This is a genomic window from Kribbella sp. NPDC058245 (assembly GCF_042882005.1).
Classification (GTDB): domain Bacteria; phylum Actinomycetota; class Actinomycetes; order Propionibacteriales; family Kribbellaceae; genus Kribbella.
Genome location: NZ_JBHVWY010000024.1, coordinates 107,801 through 127,160, shown reverse-complemented (window position 1 = coordinate 127,160; position 19,360 = coordinate 107,801). Strand labels below are relative to the sequence as shown.

Annotated in this window: 21 protein-coding genes; 9 read left to right on the top strand and 12 right to left on the bottom strand. The window is 67.7% G+C overall.

Features of this window, described 5'->3' with window-relative positions:
• Positions 1–273: 273 nt before the first annotated feature.
• Positions 274–1,551: a phosphoribosylamine--glycine ligase gene (purD, locus tag ACFVWG_RS39030; protein WP_391548556.1), complete on the bottom strand. Its 1,278-nt coding sequence runs from the start codon at positions 1,549–1,551 to the stop codon at positions 274–276.
• A 241-nt stretch (positions 1,552–1,792) separates the two neighbouring features.
• Between purD and ACFVWG_RS39025 the strand changes: the two genes are divergently transcribed.
• Genes ACFVWG_RS39025 through ACFVWG_RS39015 form a run of 3 tightly spaced genes read left to right on the top strand, consistent with a single transcriptional unit; the run spans position 1,793 to position 4,964 of the window.
• Positions 1,793–2,701, top strand: a complete 909-nt coding sequence (locus tag ACFVWG_RS39025; protein ID WP_391548555.1) for a carbohydrate ABC transporter permease — start codon at positions 1,793–1,795, stop codon at positions 2,699–2,701.
• Positions 2,698–3,540 (top strand): carbohydrate ABC transporter permease, encoded by an 843-nt coding sequence (locus tag ACFVWG_RS39020; RefSeq protein WP_391548554.1) that lies wholly within the window; start codon positions 2,698–2,700, stop codon positions 3,538–3,540. The genes ACFVWG_RS39025 and ACFVWG_RS39020 overlap by 4 nt, the downstream gene beginning before the upstream one ends.
• A 23-nt stretch (positions 3,541–3,563) precedes the next feature.
• Positions 3,564–4,964, top strand: a complete 1,401-nt coding sequence (locus tag ACFVWG_RS39015) for an ABC transporter substrate-binding protein (RefSeq protein WP_391548553.1) — start codon at positions 3,564–3,566, stop codon at positions 4,962–4,964.
• Between the two features lie 886 nt (positions 4,965–5,850).
• Here the strand turns inward: ACFVWG_RS39015 and ACFVWG_RS39010 are convergent.
• From ACFVWG_RS39010 to ACFVWG_RS38995, 4 genes are read right to left on the bottom strand one after another with little or no spacing between them, the layout of a single operon-like run.
• Entirely contained in the window at positions 5,851–6,165 is a 315-nt protein-coding gene (locus ACFVWG_RS39010) for a hypothetical protein (RefSeq protein WP_391548552.1), read from the bottom strand.
• Positions 6,166–6,168: 3 nt separating this feature from the next.
• A complete protein-coding gene (locus ACFVWG_RS39005) occupies positions 6,169–6,876 on the bottom strand; it encodes a hypothetical protein (RefSeq protein ID WP_391548551.1) in 708 nt (235 codons plus the stop codon).
• An 11-nt stretch (positions 6,877–6,887) separates the two neighbouring features.
• On the bottom strand, positions 6,888–7,337 hold the full coding sequence (locus tag ACFVWG_RS39000) for a hypothetical protein (protein WP_391548550.1): 450 nt from the start codon (positions 7,335–7,337) through the stop codon (positions 6,888–6,890).
• Complete coding sequence (locus tag ACFVWG_RS38995) at positions 7,334–7,822, bottom strand: MarR family winged helix-turn-helix transcriptional regulator (protein ID WP_391548549.1); 489 nt, start codon at positions 7,820–7,822, stop codon at positions 7,334–7,336. Before ACFVWG_RS38995 ends, ACFVWG_RS39000 begins: the two co-directional genes overlap by 4 nt.
• Before the next feature lie 81 nt (positions 7,823–7,903).
• On the opposite strand from ACFVWG_RS38995, the gene ACFVWG_RS38990 reads away from it, so the two are divergent.
• The 3 genes from ACFVWG_RS38990 to ACFVWG_RS38980 are packed head-to-tail and all read left to right on the top strand — an operon-like array spanning position 7,904 to position 10,588.
• Positions 7,904–8,767 (top strand): alpha/beta fold hydrolase, encoded by an 864-nt coding sequence (locus ACFVWG_RS38990; RefSeq protein ID WP_391548548.1) that lies wholly within the window; start codon positions 7,904–7,906, stop codon positions 8,765–8,767.
• A gap of 1 nt (position 8,768) precedes the next feature.
• Positions 8,769–9,293 carry a GNAT family N-acetyltransferase gene (locus ACFVWG_RS38985; RefSeq protein WP_391548547.1) on the top strand — a complete coding sequence of 175 codons (525 nt, stop codon included), beginning with the start codon at positions 8,769–8,771 and terminating at the stop codon, positions 9,291–9,293.
• Positions 9,294–9,319: 26 nt separating this feature from the next.
• The gene (locus ACFVWG_RS38980) at positions 9,320–10,588 is read left to right on the top strand and encodes an alpha/beta fold hydrolase (RefSeq protein WP_391548546.1); all 1,269 of its coding nucleotides are present in this window, start codon (positions 9,320–9,322) and stop codon (positions 10,586–10,588) included.
• On the opposite strand, the gene ACFVWG_RS38975 is transcribed toward ACFVWG_RS38980, so the two are convergent.
• Positions 10,517–11,308, bottom strand: a complete 792-nt coding sequence (locus ACFVWG_RS38975; protein WP_391548545.1) for a cyclase family protein — start codon at positions 11,306–11,308, stop codon at positions 10,517–10,519. The two genes, ACFVWG_RS38980 and ACFVWG_RS38975, sit on opposite strands and share 72 nt — an antisense overlap.
• 60 nt (positions 11,309–11,368) lie before the next feature.
• On the opposite strand from ACFVWG_RS38975, the gene ACFVWG_RS38970 reads away from it, so the two are divergent.
• Together ACFVWG_RS38970 and ACFVWG_RS38965 are read left to right on the top strand one after the other, a co-directional pair.
• Positions 11,369–11,740 (top strand): FKBP-type peptidyl-prolyl cis-trans isomerase, encoded by a 372-nt coding sequence (locus ACFVWG_RS38970; protein ID WP_391548544.1) that lies wholly within the window; start codon positions 11,369–11,371, stop codon positions 11,738–11,740.
• A 97-nt stretch (positions 11,741–11,837) separates the two neighbouring features.
• Complete coding sequence (locus tag ACFVWG_RS38965; protein ID WP_391548543.1) at positions 11,838–12,470, top strand: hypothetical protein; 633 nt, start codon at positions 11,838–11,840, stop codon at positions 12,468–12,470.
• A gap of 185 nt (positions 12,471–12,655) precedes the next feature.
• Here the strand turns inward: ACFVWG_RS38965 and ACFVWG_RS38960 are convergent, their stop codons facing one another.
• From ACFVWG_RS38960 to ACFVWG_RS38950, 3 genes are read right to left on the bottom strand one after another with little or no spacing between them, the layout of a single operon-like run.
• Positions 12,656–13,621 (bottom strand): ABC transporter ATP-binding protein, encoded by a 966-nt coding sequence (locus ACFVWG_RS38960; RefSeq protein WP_391548542.1) that lies wholly within the window; start codon positions 13,619–13,621, stop codon positions 12,656–12,658.
• Position 13,622: 1 nt separating this feature from the next.
• Positions 13,623–14,666, bottom strand: coding sequence for a FecCD family ABC transporter permease (locus tag ACFVWG_RS38955; protein WP_391548541.1), 1,044 nt, complete (start codon positions 14,664–14,666; stop codon positions 13,623–13,625).
• A complete protein-coding gene (locus ACFVWG_RS38950; RefSeq protein ID WP_391548540.1) occupies positions 14,663–15,760 on the bottom strand; it encodes a FecCD family ABC transporter permease in 1,098 nt (365 codons plus the stop codon). Before ACFVWG_RS38950 ends, ACFVWG_RS38955 begins: the two co-directional genes overlap by 4 nt.
• A 111-nt stretch (positions 15,761–15,871) precedes the next feature.
• Here ACFVWG_RS38950 and ACFVWG_RS38945 point away from each other — a divergent pair, with 111 nt between their 5' ends.
• Positions 15,872–16,696 (top strand): siderophore-interacting protein, encoded by an 825-nt coding sequence (locus ACFVWG_RS38945; protein WP_391548539.1) that lies wholly within the window; start codon positions 15,872–15,874, stop codon positions 16,694–16,696.
• Positions 16,697–16,777: 81 nt separating this feature from the next.
• On the opposite strand, the gene ACFVWG_RS38940 is transcribed toward ACFVWG_RS38945, so the two are convergent.
• From ACFVWG_RS38940 to ACFVWG_RS38930, 3 genes are read right to left on the bottom strand one after another with little or no spacing between them, the layout of a single operon-like run.
• Positions 16,778–18,319, bottom strand: a complete 1,542-nt coding sequence (locus tag ACFVWG_RS38940; protein WP_391548538.1) for an AMP-binding protein — start codon at positions 18,317–18,319, stop codon at positions 16,778–16,780.
• Complete coding sequence (locus ACFVWG_RS38935) at positions 18,316–19,173, bottom strand: SDR family oxidoreductase (RefSeq protein WP_391548537.1); 858 nt, start codon at positions 19,171–19,173, stop codon at positions 18,316–18,318. Before ACFVWG_RS38935 ends, ACFVWG_RS38940 begins: the two co-directional genes overlap by 4 nt.
• A complete protein-coding gene (locus ACFVWG_RS38930; protein WP_391548536.1) occupies positions 19,170–19,346 on the bottom strand; it encodes a hypothetical protein in 177 nt (58 codons plus the stop codon). Before ACFVWG_RS38930 ends, ACFVWG_RS38935 begins: the two co-directional genes overlap by 4 nt.
• Positions 19,347–19,360 lie beyond the last annotated feature (14 nt).

Below are 19,360 nucleotides of genomic sequence, written 5' to 3'. Positions count from 1 at the left end.
AACCCCAAAAACCTCTCCCGCACCTCATACCCACGCGCAACCGGCATCGGACAACACCTTCCTTCAGGCGTTGCTTCGACCGATGGACTCCGCCCAGCACATTGAGCGGATATCCACTCAAATGCGCGTGGGGGGGTAGAGGTCGCTGGCGCGGGCGTCCGGTACGGCGCGGGCGCGTGGGGTACGGCGGGGGCGTCCGGTACGGCGGTCGCGTGGAGCACGGCGGGCGTGGGGTACGGCGGGCGTGGGGTACGGCGGGGGTGACGGTGAGCGTTAGACGTCGATCTCGCCGCGGGCGGCCTTCAGGGCGATGTCGGTGCGGTGCTGGGAGCCCTTGATCCGGATCTGGCCGACCGCGGCGTAGGCACGCTGCCGGGCCTCGTCGAGATCCTTGCCGGTGGCACTGACCGCGAGCACCCGGCCGCCCGAGGTGACGAGCTCCTCGCCGTCGAGCGCCGTACCGGCGTGGAAGACGCGGACGTCGTCGCCCTCGGCCTGGTCGACCCCGGAGATCGGGTCGCCGCTGCGCGGGCTGGCCGGGTACTTCTTGGCCGCGACCACGACCGCGACCGCCGAGCCGTTCTTCCAGCTCAGCTGGTCGTAGTCGGCCAGCTTGCCGGTGGCCGCGGCGAGCAGCAGACCGCCGAGCGGGGTCTTCAGCATCGGCAGCAGCGCCTGCGTCTCCGGGTCACCGAAGCGGCAGTTGAACTCGATCACCCGGAGACCGCGCGAGGTCAGCGCGAGACCGGCGTACAGGAGACCACTGAACGGCGTACCGCGGCGGCGCATCTCGTCGACGGTCGGCTGCAGCACCTTTTCGGTGATCTCGGCAACCAATCCTTCCGGTGCCCAGGGCAACGGTGTGTACGCGCCCATGCCGCCGGTGTTCGGGCCTTCGTCGTTGTCACCAAGGCGCTTGAAGTCCTGGGCGGGCTGCATCGGCAGCACCGTCGTACCGTCGGTGATCGCGAACAGCGACACCTCGGGTCCGTCCAGGAACTCCTCGATCAGCACCTGCTCACAGCCGGCCGCATGCGCGAGCGCCTCGTCGCGGTCCGACGTGACCACGACGCCCTTGCCGGCGGCGAGGCCGTCGTCCTTCACCACGTACGGCGGTCCGAACGCGTCGATCGCCTCAGCGGCCTGCTCGGGCGTCGTACAGACGTAGGCACGGCCGGTCGGCACACTCGCGGCGGCCATCACGTCCTTGGCGAACGCCTTCGAGCCCTCGAGCTGCGCGGCGTCCTTGGACGGTCCGAAGACCGCGATCCCGGCCGCACGCAGCGGATCGGCCAGCCCGGCGACCAGCGGAGCCTCCGGCCCGACCACGACCAGATCCGCACCGATCTCGGTCGCCAGCGCGACCACGGCCTCGTGGTCGGAGATATCCACCGGACGGCAAACAATCGTTTGCCCGTCGTACGCCGGGTGCAACACGGCGATGCCAGGGTTGCCCGGGGCCGCCACCACCTCTTCGACGTCCGGATCCTGGGCCAAAGCCCACACCAGTGCGTGTTCGCGGCCACCCGAACCGATCACCAAGACCTTCACGGGCGCTCAGCCTAGGGCATGCCGGTCGATCCCGCGCAGTCGCGAGCAGGTGCTCGGGGGTGTAGCTCGGCGTGTCGGGGCGAAGGGCTCGATGCGGAGCATCGTGACTTTTGCACCGATACGGCGAGGTGGCCGCCGAGTGCCGCGCAGCACGCGCGGGGTCGGCCGGGATGCCCGGGGCGTGCCCTGGACAGCCAGGCCCCGGGCGGTGCAAGACTGCGCTCTGACTGGAGGTAAACGCTTGACTACCCAAACCGCATCAGGACGGCGCCCCACGCCTGCTTCCCTGCTCTCCTGGCTGATGCTCGCGCCCTGCGTGGCGATCTTCGCGCTCTTCATCGTCTGGCCGCTCGGCAAGTCCGTTTCGCTGTCCCTGCACGGTTCCGACCTCTTCGGTCGGCCCGACGCGTTCGTCGGACTGCAGCACTACCGCGACATGCTCGGCTCCGCGGAGTTCCGGCACATCCTCTGGGTGACGCTGGCGTTCGTGCTGCTGACCGTGATCCCCGGTGTCCTCGGAGCACTGATCGTCGTCCTGCTGCTCGAGCAGCACATCAAGGGGATCCGGATCTTCCGGACCGCGTTCGCGCTGCCGTTCGCGTTCTCGGTGGCCAGCGCGTCGGTGATCTTCGCGACCATCTACAACCCGGCGATCGGCCTGGCCAACGGCCTGCTCGGCAAGTTCGGGGTGGACCGGATCGGCTGGCTGACCGACCCGTCGTGGGCGCTGATCAGCGTCGCGATCACCACGGTCTGGATGAGCATCGGCTACAACGTGCTGGTGCTGTCGGCCGGCATCGGTGCGATCGCGACCGAGATCAACGAGGCCGCCACGCTGGACGGCGCCGGCGGCTTCCGGGCGGCGCGGTTCATCACCGTCCCGATGCTCGGCCCGCAGTTGTTCTTCCTGGTCGTGATCTCGACGATCCAGTCCCTGCAGGGCTTCGGCCAGATCAAGATCCTCACCCCCGAGGGCGGACCGGAGCAGTCGACCAAGACCTTGGTCTACTCGATCTACCACACCGCCTTCGCGAACAACGCCAGCGATTTCGGCGCCGCGTCGGCCCAGGCGATCGTGCTGCTGCTGATCCTGCTGATCTGCACGGGCATCCAGTTCGGCGTCCTCGAGAGGCGGGTGCACTACAAGTGAAGCCGGCACGCGTCATCACCTATCTGGTCCTGATCGGGGCCGCGCTGCTGGTGATCTTCCCCGTGTACTACGTGATCGCGGGCTCGGTCATGTCACCCGGCCAGATCTCGTCGTACCCGCCGGATCTGTTCCCGCACGGGCTGTTCACCGGTAACTACCAGGGCGCGACGCACTCGGGGACGCCGATCGGGCAGCAGTACCTGAACTCGATCCTGCAGACCTCGGTGATCACGATCTCCCAGCTGATCACCAGCGTGCTCGCGGCCTACGCCTTCGTCTTCATGAAGATGTGGGGCCGGACCGTGCTGTTCGGGCTGTTCCTGGCCACGCTGATGGTGCCGTGGGAATCGATCGTGCTCCCGAACTACCTGACCATCACCGGCTGGTCGATCGGCGGCGAGCGACTGACCGCGTCGTACGCCGGAACCATGCTCGCGCTGGTGCTTCCGTTCCTGGCGAACGCGTTCGGGGTGTTCCTGCTCCGGCAGTCGTTCCTGCAGTTCCCGGTGGAACTGCGGGACGCCGCCACGATCGACGGTGCCGGGCACTGGCGGTTCCTGACCCGGATCCTGATGCCGCTGAACAAGCCGGCCCTGATGGCGGTCAGCCTGTACGTCTTCCTGGCTGCCTGGAACCAGTTCTTCTGGCCGTTGCTGATCGGCGACTCGGCATCCCGCCGGACGCTGCAGATCGGGATCAGCCAGCTCAACGACGCGGAGGCCGCCGACCCGGGACTCATCCTGGCCGGCGTCACGCTGTCCATCCTGCCCACTCTGGCCATCGTGATCTTCGGCCAGCGCTTCATCGTCCGCGGCCTGACCGCGGGCGCGATCCGTTGATGTTCTCGAGAGAGGTTCCTGCGATGCGTTCAATCCGACGTACGGCGTCCGCCGTGTCGATCCTGGCCGTGCTGGCGCTGGTCGCGGCCGGCTGTGGTGGCAGCGACTCGAGCGGCGACTCCGCCGGCTCGGTGGACGCTCCCGACGCGAGCGCGCTCGACAGCGCGACCGGCGTCACGAAGGTCACCTTCTGGCACGGGATGAAGGGCGCCAACGGCGCGGCGATCGACAAGCTGGTCGCGGCCTTCAACGCCGCCAACAAGGGCAAGATCGAGGTCACCGCGGTCTACCAGGGTGACTACGACGAGACGATCACGAAGTACAAGACCTCGGTGCAGCAGGGCAACACGCCTTCCGTCGTACAGATCTACGACATCGGCTCGCGGTTCATGATCGACTCCAAGCAGACGGTCGCGATCCAGAAGTTCGCCGACAAGGACGGCTACACGCTGGACTCGATCGAGCCGAACATCGCGAACTACTACTCGATCGACGGCAAGTTGAACTCGATGCCGTTCAACACCTCGATGCCCTTGCTGTACATCAACAAGGAAGCCTTCGTGAAGGCCGGCCTCGACCCGGCGAAGCCGCCGACGAACCTTGACGAGATCATGGCGGCGGCGAAGAAGCTGACCGTCAAGCAGGGTGGCAAGACCGTTCAGTACGGCTTCAACGCGGCCATCTACGGCTGGTTCCTCGAGCAGCTGATCGCGCAGTCCGGGACGACGTACTGCGACAACGAGAACGGCCGCAAGGACCTCGCCTCCAAGGTCGACTTCGACGGTGAGCAGGGCGTCAAGGTCGCGACCTGGTACCAGGAGATGGTCAAGCAGGGCCTGATGCCGAACACCGGCAAGAAGACCGACGACGCGCAAGCCGTCTTCAAGTCCGGTACGTCGGCCATGCACCTGGAGTCGACCGGTTCCCTGCGCGGCTACCTCGACGCGGCCAAGGGCAAGTTCACCGTGATGACCGCCCCCTTCCCGCACCTGACCGCCTCCGACACCGGCGGCCCGATCATCGGCGGCGCCTCCCTCTGGGTCGACGGCCCCGGCCACTCCGACGCCGAGAAGCGCGCCTCCTGGGAATTCGTGAAGTTCGCCTCCTCGCCGGAGCAGCAGGCCCTGTGGCACACCGGCACCGGCTACTTCCCGATCAACTCCAAGGCCCTCGACCTCCCCGCCGACAAGGCCTGGGTGGCGCAGTACCCGCAGTTCACCACCGCCATCACCCAGCTCCACACCACCAAGCCCACCAACGCCTCCTCCGGCTGCATCCTCGGCGTCATGCCCCAAGCCCGCAAAGCCGCCGAAGACGGCCTCGAGAAAGCCGTCCTAGGCACTGACCCGGCCACCGCCATGAAGGCCGCCGCCGACTCCATCAAGCCCCAGATCGACACCTACAACAAAGCAGTCAAGAAGTAGCGTTTTGCGGCCGCCCGGTACGCCGGGCGGCCTTTCTTTCCCCCGCGACAGCTACGCGCGCTCCCCCACCCGCCCTTGTTCCCTTCCGGGCTATCGCCCGGACCCTGTGCGCTACCGCGCACCTGACGGCTACCGCGTGGGACGGCGGCGTGGTTGCTCGCCGCTGCCTCCGATTTACAGTGGCGGGTGGCTGAGGCCCGGCGCGTGGCTGAGGGGGACGGTTCGCCCGGCGACCACGGTCCCCGTTGCCTGAGCTTCCGGGCTGTGGCTGGGGCCTAAGACCTGCGCCGAGTGGCCGGCGTCCAGCACGGGGCTGAGCGGGACGGTTCGGCCGGCGACCACGGTTCCCGTTGCTTGGGCTTCGGGGCTGGGGTTGAGGTCCGGGATGTGCGCTAGTCGGTACCTTTTGGGCGCTATATGCCGAAAAAGTCACTCATAACGAGCCGCCGGGCCGGGGCGCTGGGTTCGCTCGCGTTAATTGGTGAGTTTTGGGGACTCGGTGACGAAAATCCACCAGTTAGCGAGCATTCCCAGGCGCGGCTGCATCGCAAGCGCCCCCCGGAGCTGCCATTTGATGGGTGAACCCATCAAATGGCGGTCGGCCGGTGCGGTTCGGGATGGTGCTGGTGGGTTTGCGGGGAGTTACTGCCTCTCCGTGGCAGTAACTCCCCGCTGATCCCCATGCACCACAAGGGCGGGGGAGGAAGCGCGGTAGTGCGCAGATGAGGGCGGTTCCGGGACTGCACGCACATCCGCCGCCCGAGCCGCATCTGCACAAGGACAGGACCTGTGAGTGTGCGACGGCGCTCGCACGGAAACTCCCCGAGGGCGCCGTCAGCTATGTAGACGCTACATCCTGTTCCTACACAGGCGGATCGTCCTGTTCTTACGCAGGCGGATCGTCGTCGCGGTGACGGGGTGGTGGCTGTGGACGGCGGTGGGCCCAGATGACGGCGATCGTGATGGCGAGCAGAGCGACGGCCAGGCCGGTGGCGGCTCCGTCGCCTGGGTGGTTGAAGAGGTGACCGATGAGGGCGCCCAGCGAACCGCACATCAGCAGCACTGCGCCACCGATCGTGGCGACGTCGCCGCTCTCGCTCAGGTCGCGTAGGCGGGCGGCGAGGGGGCGGCGACGGCTGGCGAGCATCAGGAGCTGTGCACTGACGACAGTCGCCACGATGAGGAGCAGGGCGTACTTCACCTGTTAGTAGTGCCAGTAGTAGCGGGCGTCGGCGTTCCAGTTCACCGGGACGGTGGTGCGGTTGGTGAAGGCCATTCCCTTGCCTTTGGCAAGTTCCAGGGTGCGGGAGAGTTGGAGGGAGTAGGCGTGACTGTTGTCGTCCCACCACTGCTCGAACTGGGTGATGCAGGTCTGGGCGGTGAAGTAGGGGTTGGCGCAGGCGTGCGGGGGTGACCACTTCTGCAGGTGGCGGAAGTTGACGGTGGTGGAGCCGTTCGGGGGCTTGATGGTGCCGGTGGCGTCAAGGCAGTAGCCCGCGGTGGGGATGTTCCACTTCACGTAGTGCTGGCGGCCGTCGGCGGAGGGGATCGGCTGCAGGTTGTTGCAGTTGGCGTCGCCGATCTTCTCCGAGGTCACGCGCTGGATCTGGGTGAGCGGCCGGCCGGCGCCGTCGTTGTAGCCGTCGAGCAGGACCCAGTCGCCGGAGAGGATGAAGTGCTCGGCCGACTTCGGCGGCCAGGTCGCCGGGTCACCCCAGGAGATGTCGGACTCGGTGGCGCTCAACGGCGTCCACGCCCACTGGCCCGCCGCGGATCCACCGGCCCAGTACTGCCCGGCCGACTTCTCGAACATCAGCGAGTACTCACCATAGTTCGGTACGGCGGCCTGCGCGGTCCCCGAGCCGATCACCGTCAACGCAGCCACGACCACCGCGAGAAGTTTTGTCCGCATGGCGTTCGAGACTAGTGCTCTCGGGGTGCAGGCTCTCGTCGAACGAAGAACGCCTTGGACTCGCGCGGCACCCACAGCAGCGCGACCAGCACGATCTCGACCAGCCCGACGATCGGGATCACGACGTGGAACATCGGGGACGACGACCACGACACAAAGCTGAACACCACCGACAACAACTGGGACACGGTTGTCAGCCGTCGAACCCACGACCGGCCGGTCGGCAGCTTCACGATCAGCCAGAGACTCAACACCAGCAGTAGAACGTGAAACACGACCGCAGCACCGACGGCCGCAGCAACCGCCTTGTCCAGCTCGGCCGCGCCGAACTCGGGCGACCGGTCGGCGATCGTTGTCCGCAGATCGTCGCGATTGGCCCACATCACGATCGGCACGATCAAGTGGCTGAGCGCCACCAGACCGAGCAGACCACGCGCGGCCTGCACCGCCCGCGGCGTCATGACTTCTCCACAGAACGGCGCCAGCGCGGCCCCGCTCCTGGTCGCGTGAGCGGGATATCGGTACGACGTCGCTCGATCCAGCCCGTATTGAGCCGCTCGATCAACCGCCGTGCCGTGGCCACGTCCTCGTCCGGCCAATCCGCGATCACGGTCGCGAAGGCCGCCGTACCGGCTTCGACCGTGGCCACCGAATCGGCTCGGCCGCTCGCGGTGACCTGCGCCAGGAAGGTGCGGTTGTCGTCCGGGTCCGCCGCGAACTCGATCTGATCGGCCTGCTCCAGCGCGCCCAGGTGCCGGCTGGTCGACGAGGCGGTCAGCCCCAGCGACGCCGCGATCGCGCTCGGCCGGATCGGCCCTTGCTCCCCCACGAGCGCGAGGATCCGCACCCGGGTCAGGTCGAGCCGCCGGGAGATCTGCCGGTGGCCCTCGTCGATCAGGTCCATCACCGCCAGCGCCAACGCCGTCCGTTCGTTTCGTTGCGCCACGAAACGACCATAGATCAGAGCCGAGACATCCGCAAGCAACAGCTCTAGGCTCAGCACCACCAGCCCTTCGGAGGAGCGCAGATGCCGGATCCCGTCACCAGCACGATCAACATCCCCCACGTGACCCTCACGTACGACGTTCGCGGGAGTCTGACCGATCGTGACCAGCCGGTGCTGCTGCTGATCGGCTGCCCGATGGGCGCGAGCGGCTTCCCGACCCTGGCCTCGCACTTCCCCGAGCGGACGGTCGTCACCTACGACCCGCGCGGTATCGAGCGCAGCGTGCGCACCGACTCCGGCGAGCTCAACCCGATGATCCACGCGGGAGACCTCGCCGTACTGATCGAGACGCTCGACGTCGGCCCGGTCGACATCTTCGCCAGCAGCGGCGGAGCCGTGAACGCGCTGGCGCTCCTCACCAACCGGCCCGACCTCGTCAATACCGTGGTCGCCCACGAGCCGCCGCTGATCACGGTCGTGCCGGACAGCAAGGCGGCCCAGGCCGCGAACGACGACATCTACGAGACCTACCAGCGCGACGGCCTCGGTGCCGGGATGGCGAAGTTCATCGCGCTGGTCAGCTTCGAGGGCGAGTTCCCCGACGACTACACCGACCAGCCGGCGCCCGACCCCGCGATGTTCGGCCTGCCCATCGAGGACGACGGTTCCCGCGACGACATTCTGATCGGACAGAACATTCGCGGTACGACGTCGTACCGGCCGAACTTCGAGGCCCTCGCCGAGGTCAAGGACAAGCTCATCATCGGCTTCGGCGAGGAGTCGACCAACCAGCTCGCCGCTCGCGGCGGCAAGGCAGTCGCCGAGCGCCTCGGCCTCACCCCGGTGGTCTTCCCGAGCGGTCACGGCGGCTTCCTGGGCAACGAGTACGGCCAGCCCGGCAAGCCGGCCGAGTTCGCCGCCAAACTCCACGAGGTTCTCGGCTGACGTGCTCGCCCCCGAGCAACCAACTCTCGACAACCTTCGCCCGTGGCAGCCCACCGACGTACCGACAGTGATCGCGGCCTTCACCAATCCCGAGATCGAGCAATGGCACGTCCTTCGCATCGACAACACCGGAGAAGCTGAAGCCTGGCTCGCCCAATGGCCGCACCGCTGGTCATCGGGCGAGGCCGCCTCCTGGGCGATCACCACCGACGGCGTGGCGGTCGGCCAGATCGGTCTCCGCCAGATCGACCGGACCAACGCAAGCGTCAGCCTGTCCTATTGGATGCTCCCTACCGCCCGCGGCGTCGGCCTGGCACCCCGCGCGATCGCCACCGTTGAACGCTGGTGTTTCGGCCTCGGCTTTCAGCGCATCGCACTCCAGCACTCCACCCAGAACCACCCGTCCTGCCGAGTCGCCGAGAAGGCCGGCTACCCGCTCGAAGGCACCCTCCGCAGTGTCTGGCAGTTGGCCGACGGCCGGCACGATGTCCACCTCCACGCGCGGATCAATTCCGTGGACCGATGACCTCGCCGGGCCCGAGGATGGGGCCCATGCCGAGACTGCCGGGGTTGGTTGTCACCGATCACTTCTTCACCGTTCCGTTGGACCACGCCAAGCCTGACGGCGAGACGATCGAGGTGCTGGGTCGCGAGGTCGTTGCACCAGGCAAGGAAGAGTCGGACCTGCCCTGGCTGATCTACTTCCAGGGCGGCCCGGGCCTGATGTCGCCGCGGCCGGTTGAGGCCGGTGGGTGGATCGGGCGTGCCGTCCACGACTTCCGGGTGCTGCTGCTCGACCAGCGCGGGACCGGCCGCAGTACGGCGATCACCCGGCGAACCGCGGCGTCGAAGAGCCCGGCCGACCTCGCGGCGTACCTGCGCTACTTCCGCGCCGACTCGATCGTGCGCGATGCCGAACTGATCCGCGCCCAGGTCAGCCCGGACAAGCCGTGGACGACGCTCGGCACCAGCTACGGCGGGTTCATCACGCTCACCTACCTGTCGCTCGCGCCGGAAGGCCTGAAGACCTGCCTGATCACCGGCGGTCTGCCCGGTCTCGACACCACCGCCGACGACGTTTATACCCACACCTATCCACAGGTTGTGGCCAAGAACGACGGGTACTACGCCCGCTTCCCCGAGGACGTCGACCGCGTCCGCCGGATCGCCGATCACCTTCGAGATCACGACGTCCGGCTCCCCAACGGCGATCGCCTCGGCATCCGCCGCTTCCAGATGCTGGGCATCGGTCTCGGCATGGGGAATGCAGCGCAACCGCTGCACTGGCTCGTCGACAACGCCTGGGACGGCACGGAACTGTCCGACAAATTCCTGTACGCCGTCATGGAGCAGACCGCACTCGGACTGGATCCGTTGTGGGCCGTCATCCATGAGTCCATCTACGCGCAGGACGACCGTCCCACGAACTGGGCCGCCGACCGGCTCCGGCCGGCCGAGTTCGCATCGGACGCACAGCGATTGCTCTTCACCGGCGAGATGATCTACCCCTGGATGTTCGAGGACATCTCCGGTCTCCGCGAGTTCGCCGAAGCCGCGAACCTGCTCGCCTCCGAAGGCGGCTGGTTCCCCCTGTACGACGTCGCCCGGCTGGCCGCCAACCGAGTCCCGGTCGCAGCCGCGATCTGGCACGAGGACATGTACGTCGACGTCGCGCTCTCACTCCGGACCGCCGCCCGGATCGGCAACCTCACCACCTGGGTCACCAACGAGTGGCAGCACGACGGCGGCTCAGCCTCTGGCGGTTCGGTCTTCGACCGCCTCCGCGACCTCGCTGCCGACCTCCCACCGATCAGTGGCTAAAACTTTTGCGTAGGCGCGGGCGCCTTCGATACGGGGAGCAGTTGCAGTAAATAGAGCGCCGCTGGGTGGGACTTCGGCGAGGTTGGTGAGGTGTTCGACGATCGCGATGCCGGCGCCGAGCAGGAGGGTGTGTGCGGGACGGGTGGCGTCGGTCGGGTCGTCGATGGTGGCGGCGTCGATGCCGACCAGGAGAGCTCCGTGGCCGATCAACCACTCGGCGCCATCGCGGGTCAGGTAGTGCGACTGCTCGACGTACTCCGGCGTACCGAAGCGCGCATCGTCGCCGGTCTGGAGCAGCACCGCCTTCCCCCGGACGTCGTACGTCGCCAGCGCGGCCGCGTCGATCCCGAGCCGCCTACTGTCCTCCAGCCGCACGACCACCGCCGGCAGGTCGACGGTGCGCTCGAGACTGAAGCCGCTCAGCTCATGGTTCACCGCGCCTTCCTGACTGAGCTCGATGTACGTCGCCCGCTTGCCGCTCGGCGCGCGCTCGGCGGCGGGTCCACCGCGGGTGCCCTTGTGCGCAGCCTCGATGATCTCCACGTTGCTGAGCTGGACCTCACCCGCCATCAGGAGCCCGAGCGAGTCGAGGAAGAGCTCCCCGATCTGCGCCGTAGTGACGTCTGCCGAACCGACGTCGACGATGAATCCCTGCGCCTGCAACCCACCCCCGTTCGTGAAGGTCACCGTGGCATCGAAACGGGCGCGATAGGTCGGCATGGCGCCATTGTCCGTGACCCTGCTGCCGACCGCGGACGGGGTCTGGTTAGCCTGGAGGGTATGACTGACAAGCCAGAGATCGACTTTCCCGACGGACCGCCGCCGGCGGATCTCGAGATCACCGACATCACCGTGGGCGACGGCGACGAGGCCGTGGCCGGCTCGCGGGTCAACGTTCACTACGTGGGCGTTGCGCACTCGACCGGCGAGGAGTTCGACGCGTCGTACAACCGGGGCGCGCCGCTGGGCTTCCAGCTCGGCGTCGGCCAGGTCATCCAGGGCTGGGACTCCGGCGTCCAGGGCATGAAGGTCGGCGGCCGCCGCAAGCTGGTCATCCCGCCGCACCTGGGCTACGGCGACCGCGGCGCCGGCGGCGCGATCAAGCCGGGCGAGACCCTGATCTTCGTCGTCGACCTGCTGAGCGTCGGCTGACCTGACCTCCGCTGGGCCCCCGCGTTGACCGATCGCGGGGGCCCTTCGCGTAGTTGTACTCATCCGCCTCGCCCAGCGGTCAGCTTGACTGAGAGGCATGACGACGATGGTTGCCACGACGCCGGTTCGGACCAACGGGATCCGGTACGCCGCTCTGCTCGCGAAGGTCCTGCTGTTCGCCTTGTTGCTCACGGCCCTCATCTGGCCGGACCTCAGCGGCATCAAGGGGAAAGCCTCCACCGCACGCCTGGTCGTGTACCCGATCGGCGCGATGGTGCTCCCCATCTGGTGGTGGGCCTACGGCCGCACCCGCAGCAAGCTGTACGACGCTTTCCCCTGGCCCGCCGACCTCCTGCTGACCCTGCCGTGGCTGATCGACCTGATCGGCAACCGCCTGAACCTGTTCGACACGGTCACCTGGTGGGACGACGCCATGCACTTCGTACTGTGGGGCTTCCTGACCGCCGGCGCCCTGCTGGCCTTTGCCCCACGCAACCTTTCCCGCGCCGTCACAGCTTTCGTTGCCCTCGGCTTCGGCGCCACTGCCGCCGTCGTCTGGGAACTCGGCGAGTACGTCGCCTTCGTCCGCAAGTCCCCCGAACTCCAGACCGCCTACACCGACACCCTCGGCGACCTGGCCCTGGGAACCCTAGGTGCCCTCCTGGCCGGGCTACTCCTGTACCAGGTCACCCGGGCGCGGCCCAGCAACCACAGCAGCCACAGCAGCTAAGGCGCACCAACCAGCGCAGTGAGCGCCCCCGCACCCGCATCCGCATCCCGGGGCATTTGACCGGATATCCCCTCAATGTGCCGGTTCTCCCCTCAAATTTCGGGCAGAGAACCGGCAACCTCAGGGGATCTCCCCTCAAATTGCCGTCGCTCGGGCCGGCGCGTCGGCTAGCGGTTGGTTGGGGGTCAGCGGTTGGTGGGGCGGCAGATGCCGTTGGCGGCGGCTGAGGCGGCCAGGGCTGCGGCGGCTGGGTTGGCTGCGGGGGTGGCGGCCGGTACGTCGGCGGGGGTGGCGGCCGGTACGTCGGCGGGGGTGTCGGCCGGTACGTCGGTGGGGCGGTCGGTGCGGGTGGTGTGGCGGCCGAGCGGCACGACCATCGGCGTACCGGCGACCGGGTCCGGGATGATCTTGACGTGCAGACCGAAGACGTCGTGCACGACCTTTTCGGTGATCACGTCGTCGGGGTTGCCCTTGGCAACGATCGCGCCGTCCTTCATCGCGATCAGGTGATCGCCGAACCGGCAGGCCTGGTTGAGGTCGTGCAGCACCAGCACGATCGTGCGGGCATCGCGCTTGTTCAGGTCGACGAGCAGGTCCAGGACCTCGAACTGGTGGGTCAGGTCGAGGAACGTGGTGGGCTCGTCGAGGAGCAGGATGTCGGTCTCCTGCGCGAGCGCCATCGCGATCCAGACGCGCTGCCGCTGACCGCCGGAGAGCTCGTCGATCGGCCGGTCGGCGATCGCCAGCACGTCGGTCGACGTCATGGCCTGAGCGACCGCCTCGTCGTCGCTCTTGGTCCACTGCCGGATCCAGCGGGTCCGCGGGTACCGGCCGCGGCCGACCAGGTCGGCGACCGTGATGCCTTCCGGCGCGGTCGGCGACTGCGGCAGCAGGCCGAGCTTGGTGGCGACCTCGCGGGTCGGGATCGACTGGATGCTCTTGCCGTCCAGCAGCACCGAGCCCTTCGACGGCTTCAGCAGCCGGGCCAGGGTCTTCAGCAGCGTGGACTTGCCGCAGGCGTTGGCGCCGACGATGACGGTGATCTTGCCGGTGGGGATCTCGACCGACAGATCGTCGATGATCTGCCGCTGGTCGTAACCGACCGCGAGGCCCTCGGCCGCAAGACTGTGTCGTTGCACGGAGTTCTCCATCTCAGCCACCACTTCCCACCCGGTTCGTCCGAGCCAGCAGGTACATCAGGTACGGCGCTCCGACGACTCCGGTCACCACGCCGACGGGCAGTTGCGTGTCACCGAAGGCGTGCTGCGCGATCAGGTCGGACAAGGCCACCACGAGCGCGCCGATCAGCGCGGACGAGATCATCGCCGGTCCCGGCGACCGGGTGAGCCGGCGCGCGATCGGCGGACCGACGAAGGCGACGAACCCGATCGGCCCGGCCGCCGCGGTCGCGACGGCCGCGAGGAAGACGCCGACCACGATCAGCCCGAGCCTCGAACTCTCCACCCGCAACCCCAGCCCGTACGCCGTTTCGTCGCCCAACTGCAGGATTCGCAGCCGGTGCACGAGCCATACCGACAGCGGCGCGGTAATCACCAGCGTGATCGTCATCGCCTGGACGTTCGACCAGTCCCGTCCGTTCAGCGAACCGGTGAGCCAGATCAGCGCCTGCTGGGCGATCTCGACCCGCGCCTTGGTCAGCAGGTACGACGTGACGCTGGTGGCGATCGCACCGATCCCGATCCCGATCAGGATCAGCCGGTAGCTCGACACTCCGTGCCGCCAGGCCAGGACGTACATGATGAACGCGGTCAGGATCGCGCCGGCGATGGCGAACCCGGACACCGCCAGCCCGGTCATCCCGAGGGTGACGATCGCGAACACCGCGAACGCACTGGCGCCGTACGTGACACCGATGATGTCGGGGCTGGCCAGCGGGTTCCGGGCGATGCTCTGGAAGATCGCACCGGACATGCCGAGTGCGGCGCCGACCATCAGGCCGGTGAGTGCCCGCGGCAGCCGCAGCCGGTTCACGATGAACTCGGTGGCCTTGTCACCGCCACCGAACAAGGTCTTCACCACGTCGATCACCGGGATCTTGAAGTCACCGAGTGACAGCGAGACGCAGAAGGTGGCGAAGACGAGGATCGCGAGGACGACGATGACGGCGACCGTGCGCGCCTGCCGGACCGCGCGAGCCCGGCTGATGATCTGGATGGCTTCTTCGGCGGTCGTCACAGGTCAGCCAGCTTCCGCCGGCGAACCAGCATGATGAAGAAGGGGGCGCCGATGATCGCGGTCACGATGCCGACCTGCAGTTCACCGGGCAGGGCGACGACCCGGCCGATCACGTCGGAGCCGAGCAGCAGGATCGGGGACAGCACCGCCGAGTACGGCAGGATCCAGCGGTAGTCGGGCCCGGTGATCAAGCGCGCGACGTGCGGGATGGTCAGGCCGACGAAGCCGATCGGACCGGCGGCCGCGGTGGCGGCTCCACAGAGCAGCACGACGACGACCGCGACGAACAGTCGCGCGAGCCCGACGCGCTGGCCGAGTGACTTGGCGACCTCGTCACCGAGCGACATCGCGTTCAGCACCCGGCCGCAGAACAGGGACAGCACGATCCCGATCAGGATGAACGGCGCGACCTGGCTGGCGATGTCCGAACCGCGACCAGCCAGCGACCCGACGGACCAGAACCGGAACTGGTCGAAGGTGTCGACGTCACTGATCAGCAAGGCGGTCGTGAGCGAGCCGAGCATCGCGGTCAGCGCGGCACCGGCGAGCGCGAGCTTGACCGGCGTCGCGCCCTCGCGGCCGAGTGAGCCGAGGAAGTAGACCGCCACCGAGGCCGCGGCCGCGCCGGCAAAGGCGAGCCAGACGTACGCCGTCAGGCTGGCGAGGCCGAACCAGTAGATGCCACCGACAACAAAAAGGGCGGCGCCGCCGTTCACCCCGAGAATTCCGGGGTCGGCGAGAGGGTTCCGGGTGACGCCCTGCATCAATGCACCGGACAGCCCGAGGGCTGCGCCGACCAAAAGTCCGATCAGCGTTCTGGGCACACGCAGTGAGTGAATGATTACGTGATCGGTATTCGACTCGTCGTAATGCCGCAAAGCGTCGAGCACCGTGGACAACGGAATCTGCTTCGATCCGACCGCGACACTCAGCAGAATCACCAGGACGAGCACGGCGAGACAGCCGATCAACCCGAGAACCAGCGTGGCGCGCCTCGTCCGGCGCGGGCGTGCCGATGCGGCAGCGGTCGCGCTGGTGTCGCGACGGGCGGAATCGACCGCGACGGAATCGACTGGCGGCGGGGGCGCTGGCATCAGGCTTTTGGGATCCTCTTAGGTAAGGCTAACCTCTAGGTGCTTCAGAATAACCTCACCTTCCCCGAGTACGCATCCGAGTCTCGCCAGTGCTGGTTGGGAGAAACCCGAATGACCGCAGTCGCCACGCAGCCGATCGTCTTCGAGGCGGAGTTCGTCACCGTCCAGGCGGTCGTCGACCTGAGCCCCCATCTGCGCCGCGTGACTTTCGTCGCACCGCGGATCGCCGAGGCCGTCACCGCCGGTCCCGACCAGCGGATCAAGGTCCTGCTACCGCCGCCGAGCGGTGCCGAGTTCACGCTCCCGTCAGGCCCGGACTGGTACGCCAACTGGTGCGCCCAGCCCGAGGCCGACCGGTTCATCATGCGCACCTACACGGTCCGCGAGCTTCGCCCCGAGCAGTGCGAGATGGACATCGAGTTCGTGCTGCACGGCGTCAACGGACCCGCCTCGGCGTGGGCGACCAACGTCGTACTGGGTGACTCGGTCGGGCTGATCCTGGCGTTCGCGGTCGACACGACCAGCGCCAAGGGCCTGCTGAACTCCGGCGTCGACTACGTGCCGCCGAGCACCAGCAAGCACCGTGTGCTGATCGCCGACGAGACCGCGCTCCCGGCATTGACCGGCATCCTCGAGCAGTTGCCGCCGGACGTGCACGCGACCGTCTTCGCGCAGGTCCCGGACGAGCGTGATCGCCGTCCGCTGCCGACGCCCGGTACCGCCGACGTCACCTGGCTCAACTCGGACGACGAGACGATGCCGTTGCTCGAGGCCCTCAAAGCAGCCGACCTGCCCGCGACCGTCGACTTCGCCTGGGTGGCCGGTGAGTCCTCGATGATCAAGGCGGTACGGCGGCATCTGGTCAACGTGGTCGGCCTGCCGAAGCCGGCGATCTCCTTCCAGGGTTACTGGAAACGCGGCGAAGCGATCGGCTAGCTCTCAGTAACCCCACCAACGTCCGAAGAACCGCAGTGCAAGGTCGGCGTGTTTTCGGACGTTAGCCGCACGACGGGGTCGCTACTGACTCAATTGGTTGCGGAGGGCAAATTTCTGGATCTTGCCCGAGGCGGTGGTCGGGAACTCCTCGACCACCCGCCACACCTTCGGGACCTTGTGCCGCGCCAGTCGCCCGTGCAGGAACTCCTCCAGCTCGGCCGCGGAGGGCGTCGTACCGGCTGCTGGTCTGACGAAGGCAGCCACCTGTTCGCCCCAGTGATCATCGGGTACGCCGACCACGGCGACGTCGGCGATCGACGGATGGGTGGCGATCAGCTGCTCGATCTCCCGCGGGTAGATGTTCTCGCCGCCGCGGATGATCACTTCCTTCAGCCGGCCTTCGATCCGGCAGTAGCCACGCTCGTCCATGCTCGCGAGGTCGCCGGTGTGCAGCCAGCCGTCCTCATCGAGGGCAGCGGTCGTCTGGACCGGATCGTCGAAGTAGCCCGCCATCACGTGATACCCGCGGGTCCACAGCTCGCCGACCTCGTCCACCGCCGCGGGCGCACCATCGCCGGGCCGGACGATCTTCACCTCGGCTCCGGGCAGCGGCCGGCCGATGGTCTCGGCCCGGTCGTCGGGAGTGTCCTCCAGGCTCGTCATCGTGATCACGGGCGAGGCCTCGGTCTGCGCATAAATGATCGCCAACGGAACCTCGAGGGTCGCCTCAATCCGCCGTACCAGCTCGGGGGCGACCGTGGCACCGCCTGACACCGCGTAGCGCACCGAGGAGAGATCGGTGCTGGCGAAGGCCGGGTGGCCGAGGATGGCCAGGTACATCGTCGGTACGGCGCAGAACTGGGCGCCGCGCTCGGACTCGATCAACTGCAGGTACAGCCCAGGATCGAAGCCTGGCAACAGAACCTGGGTGCCCAGACTGGTCAACGGAGCAAGCGTTCCCTGCACACAACCCGCGGTGTGGAACAACGGCATCGTGTTGACGAACACCTCACCCGGCTGCATGTCGAAGGCGCGGACATACGACAGCCGCGCGTTGTTCGTGATCGACCGATGCCGGAGTACGGCGCCCTTCGGAGCCCCCGTCGTACCGGAGGTGTACTGGATCTGTGCCGGGTCGTCGGGCTGGACTGTCGGGAGCGCCTGAGTCGGCGACCCCGATTCGCGGAAGCTCTTCCAGTCCTCGAAGAGCAGCACCTCGCGCAGGTCGGGGAGCTCGTCGCGGACGGCGGTGAGCGTGTCGAGCATCGGGTTGCCGCGGTACTCGCGGATCAGGAAGATCCCAGCCGAGCGCGACTGCCGGAGGAGGTGCACGAGCTCTCGCTCCCGTAGCGCTGGGTTGACCGTCACCAGGGTCAGACCGGCCAGACCGGCGGCGAACTCGAGCAGGGTCCACTCGGGGAGGTTGTTGGCCCAGACGGCGATCCGCTCACCAGGTGCGAACCGGCCGAGCAGGGCTTGCGCGACTTGCTCGGATTCGGCCAGCAGTTCGGCGTAGCGCCAGCGGCGCCGGTCAGTCGGAGTGCCCTCCACCAGTGCGACCGTCGACGACGCCTGCTCGGCCGCCCAGCGCAGGACGGACCCCACCGTCTCCTCAGCGATCATGAGCTTCTCCCGTCGATCCAGAACGGCTCCGCTGGCGCCGCACCGGTCAGCCAGTAGGAGTCGAGCTCCTCAGCCGTCCAGCCGCGTTCGGTGAGGATCTCTCCGTCGGTGAGCATCCTGCCGGTACACGTCCGCGGTTCGCTCGTCAGGATCTCCATCGCGGCGTCCACATAGATGTCTACCCGCCGCCACTGCGTCGGGTCGCCCATCCGCTCAGCGCCCCAGTTCCGGGTCGCAGCGGTGTCGACGGGCGCGGCCGGCCAGAGGGCGTTGGCAGCGACGTTGTCGGCCAGATGCTCGGCAGCGATGCCGAGCTGCAGCCGGCTCATGCCCATCTTGGTCGTCATGTACGCCGCTTTGCCCGGTGTGGCTGTGGTCGTCACCTCCGGGCTGTTGGTGAGCAGATGTCCCCAGCCCTGCTCGACCATGTGCGGGAGCGCGTAGTACGCGGCCAGGTAGGCAGCCCGCACGTTCACCTGCCACATCAGGTCGTACCGCTTCGGTGGCGTGTCGATGACGCGCTCCCACCACAGCGCACCAGCGTTGCTCACCACGATGTCCACCCGGCCGTACTCGTCCACCGTGCGCTGGATCAGCCGCTCGACCTCAGCCTCGTCCCGCACATCAGTCCGTACGGCGAGGGCGCGGCCGCCGAGCGCCCGCACCTCCTCGGCCACCGAGTGGATCGTCCCTGGTACGCGTGGATCCTCGGTCTCGCTCTTCCCACTGACCACCACGTCCGCTCCGGCCTGGGAGAGCGCCAGCACCAGCGCACGGCCGATCCCCCGGCTGCTCCCGGTCACCACTGCGACCCGTCCGGACAGCTCACCCTTGTGGTCCCGCCCTGGGCTCAAAACTTGGCCTCCAGCCAGTCAGCCGCGCGGTCGAAGCCGGCGGTGTTGTTCAGCTCCAAGGCGATGTCATGGCCGGCACATGCAATCGCTGTGAGGGATTCGAGCACCATCGTCGCAGCGTCGATCCGCGCGGGCGCCCGGACAATGTCCCCGGCGAGCGAGATCCAGGGCACGCGATTGTTCGCCG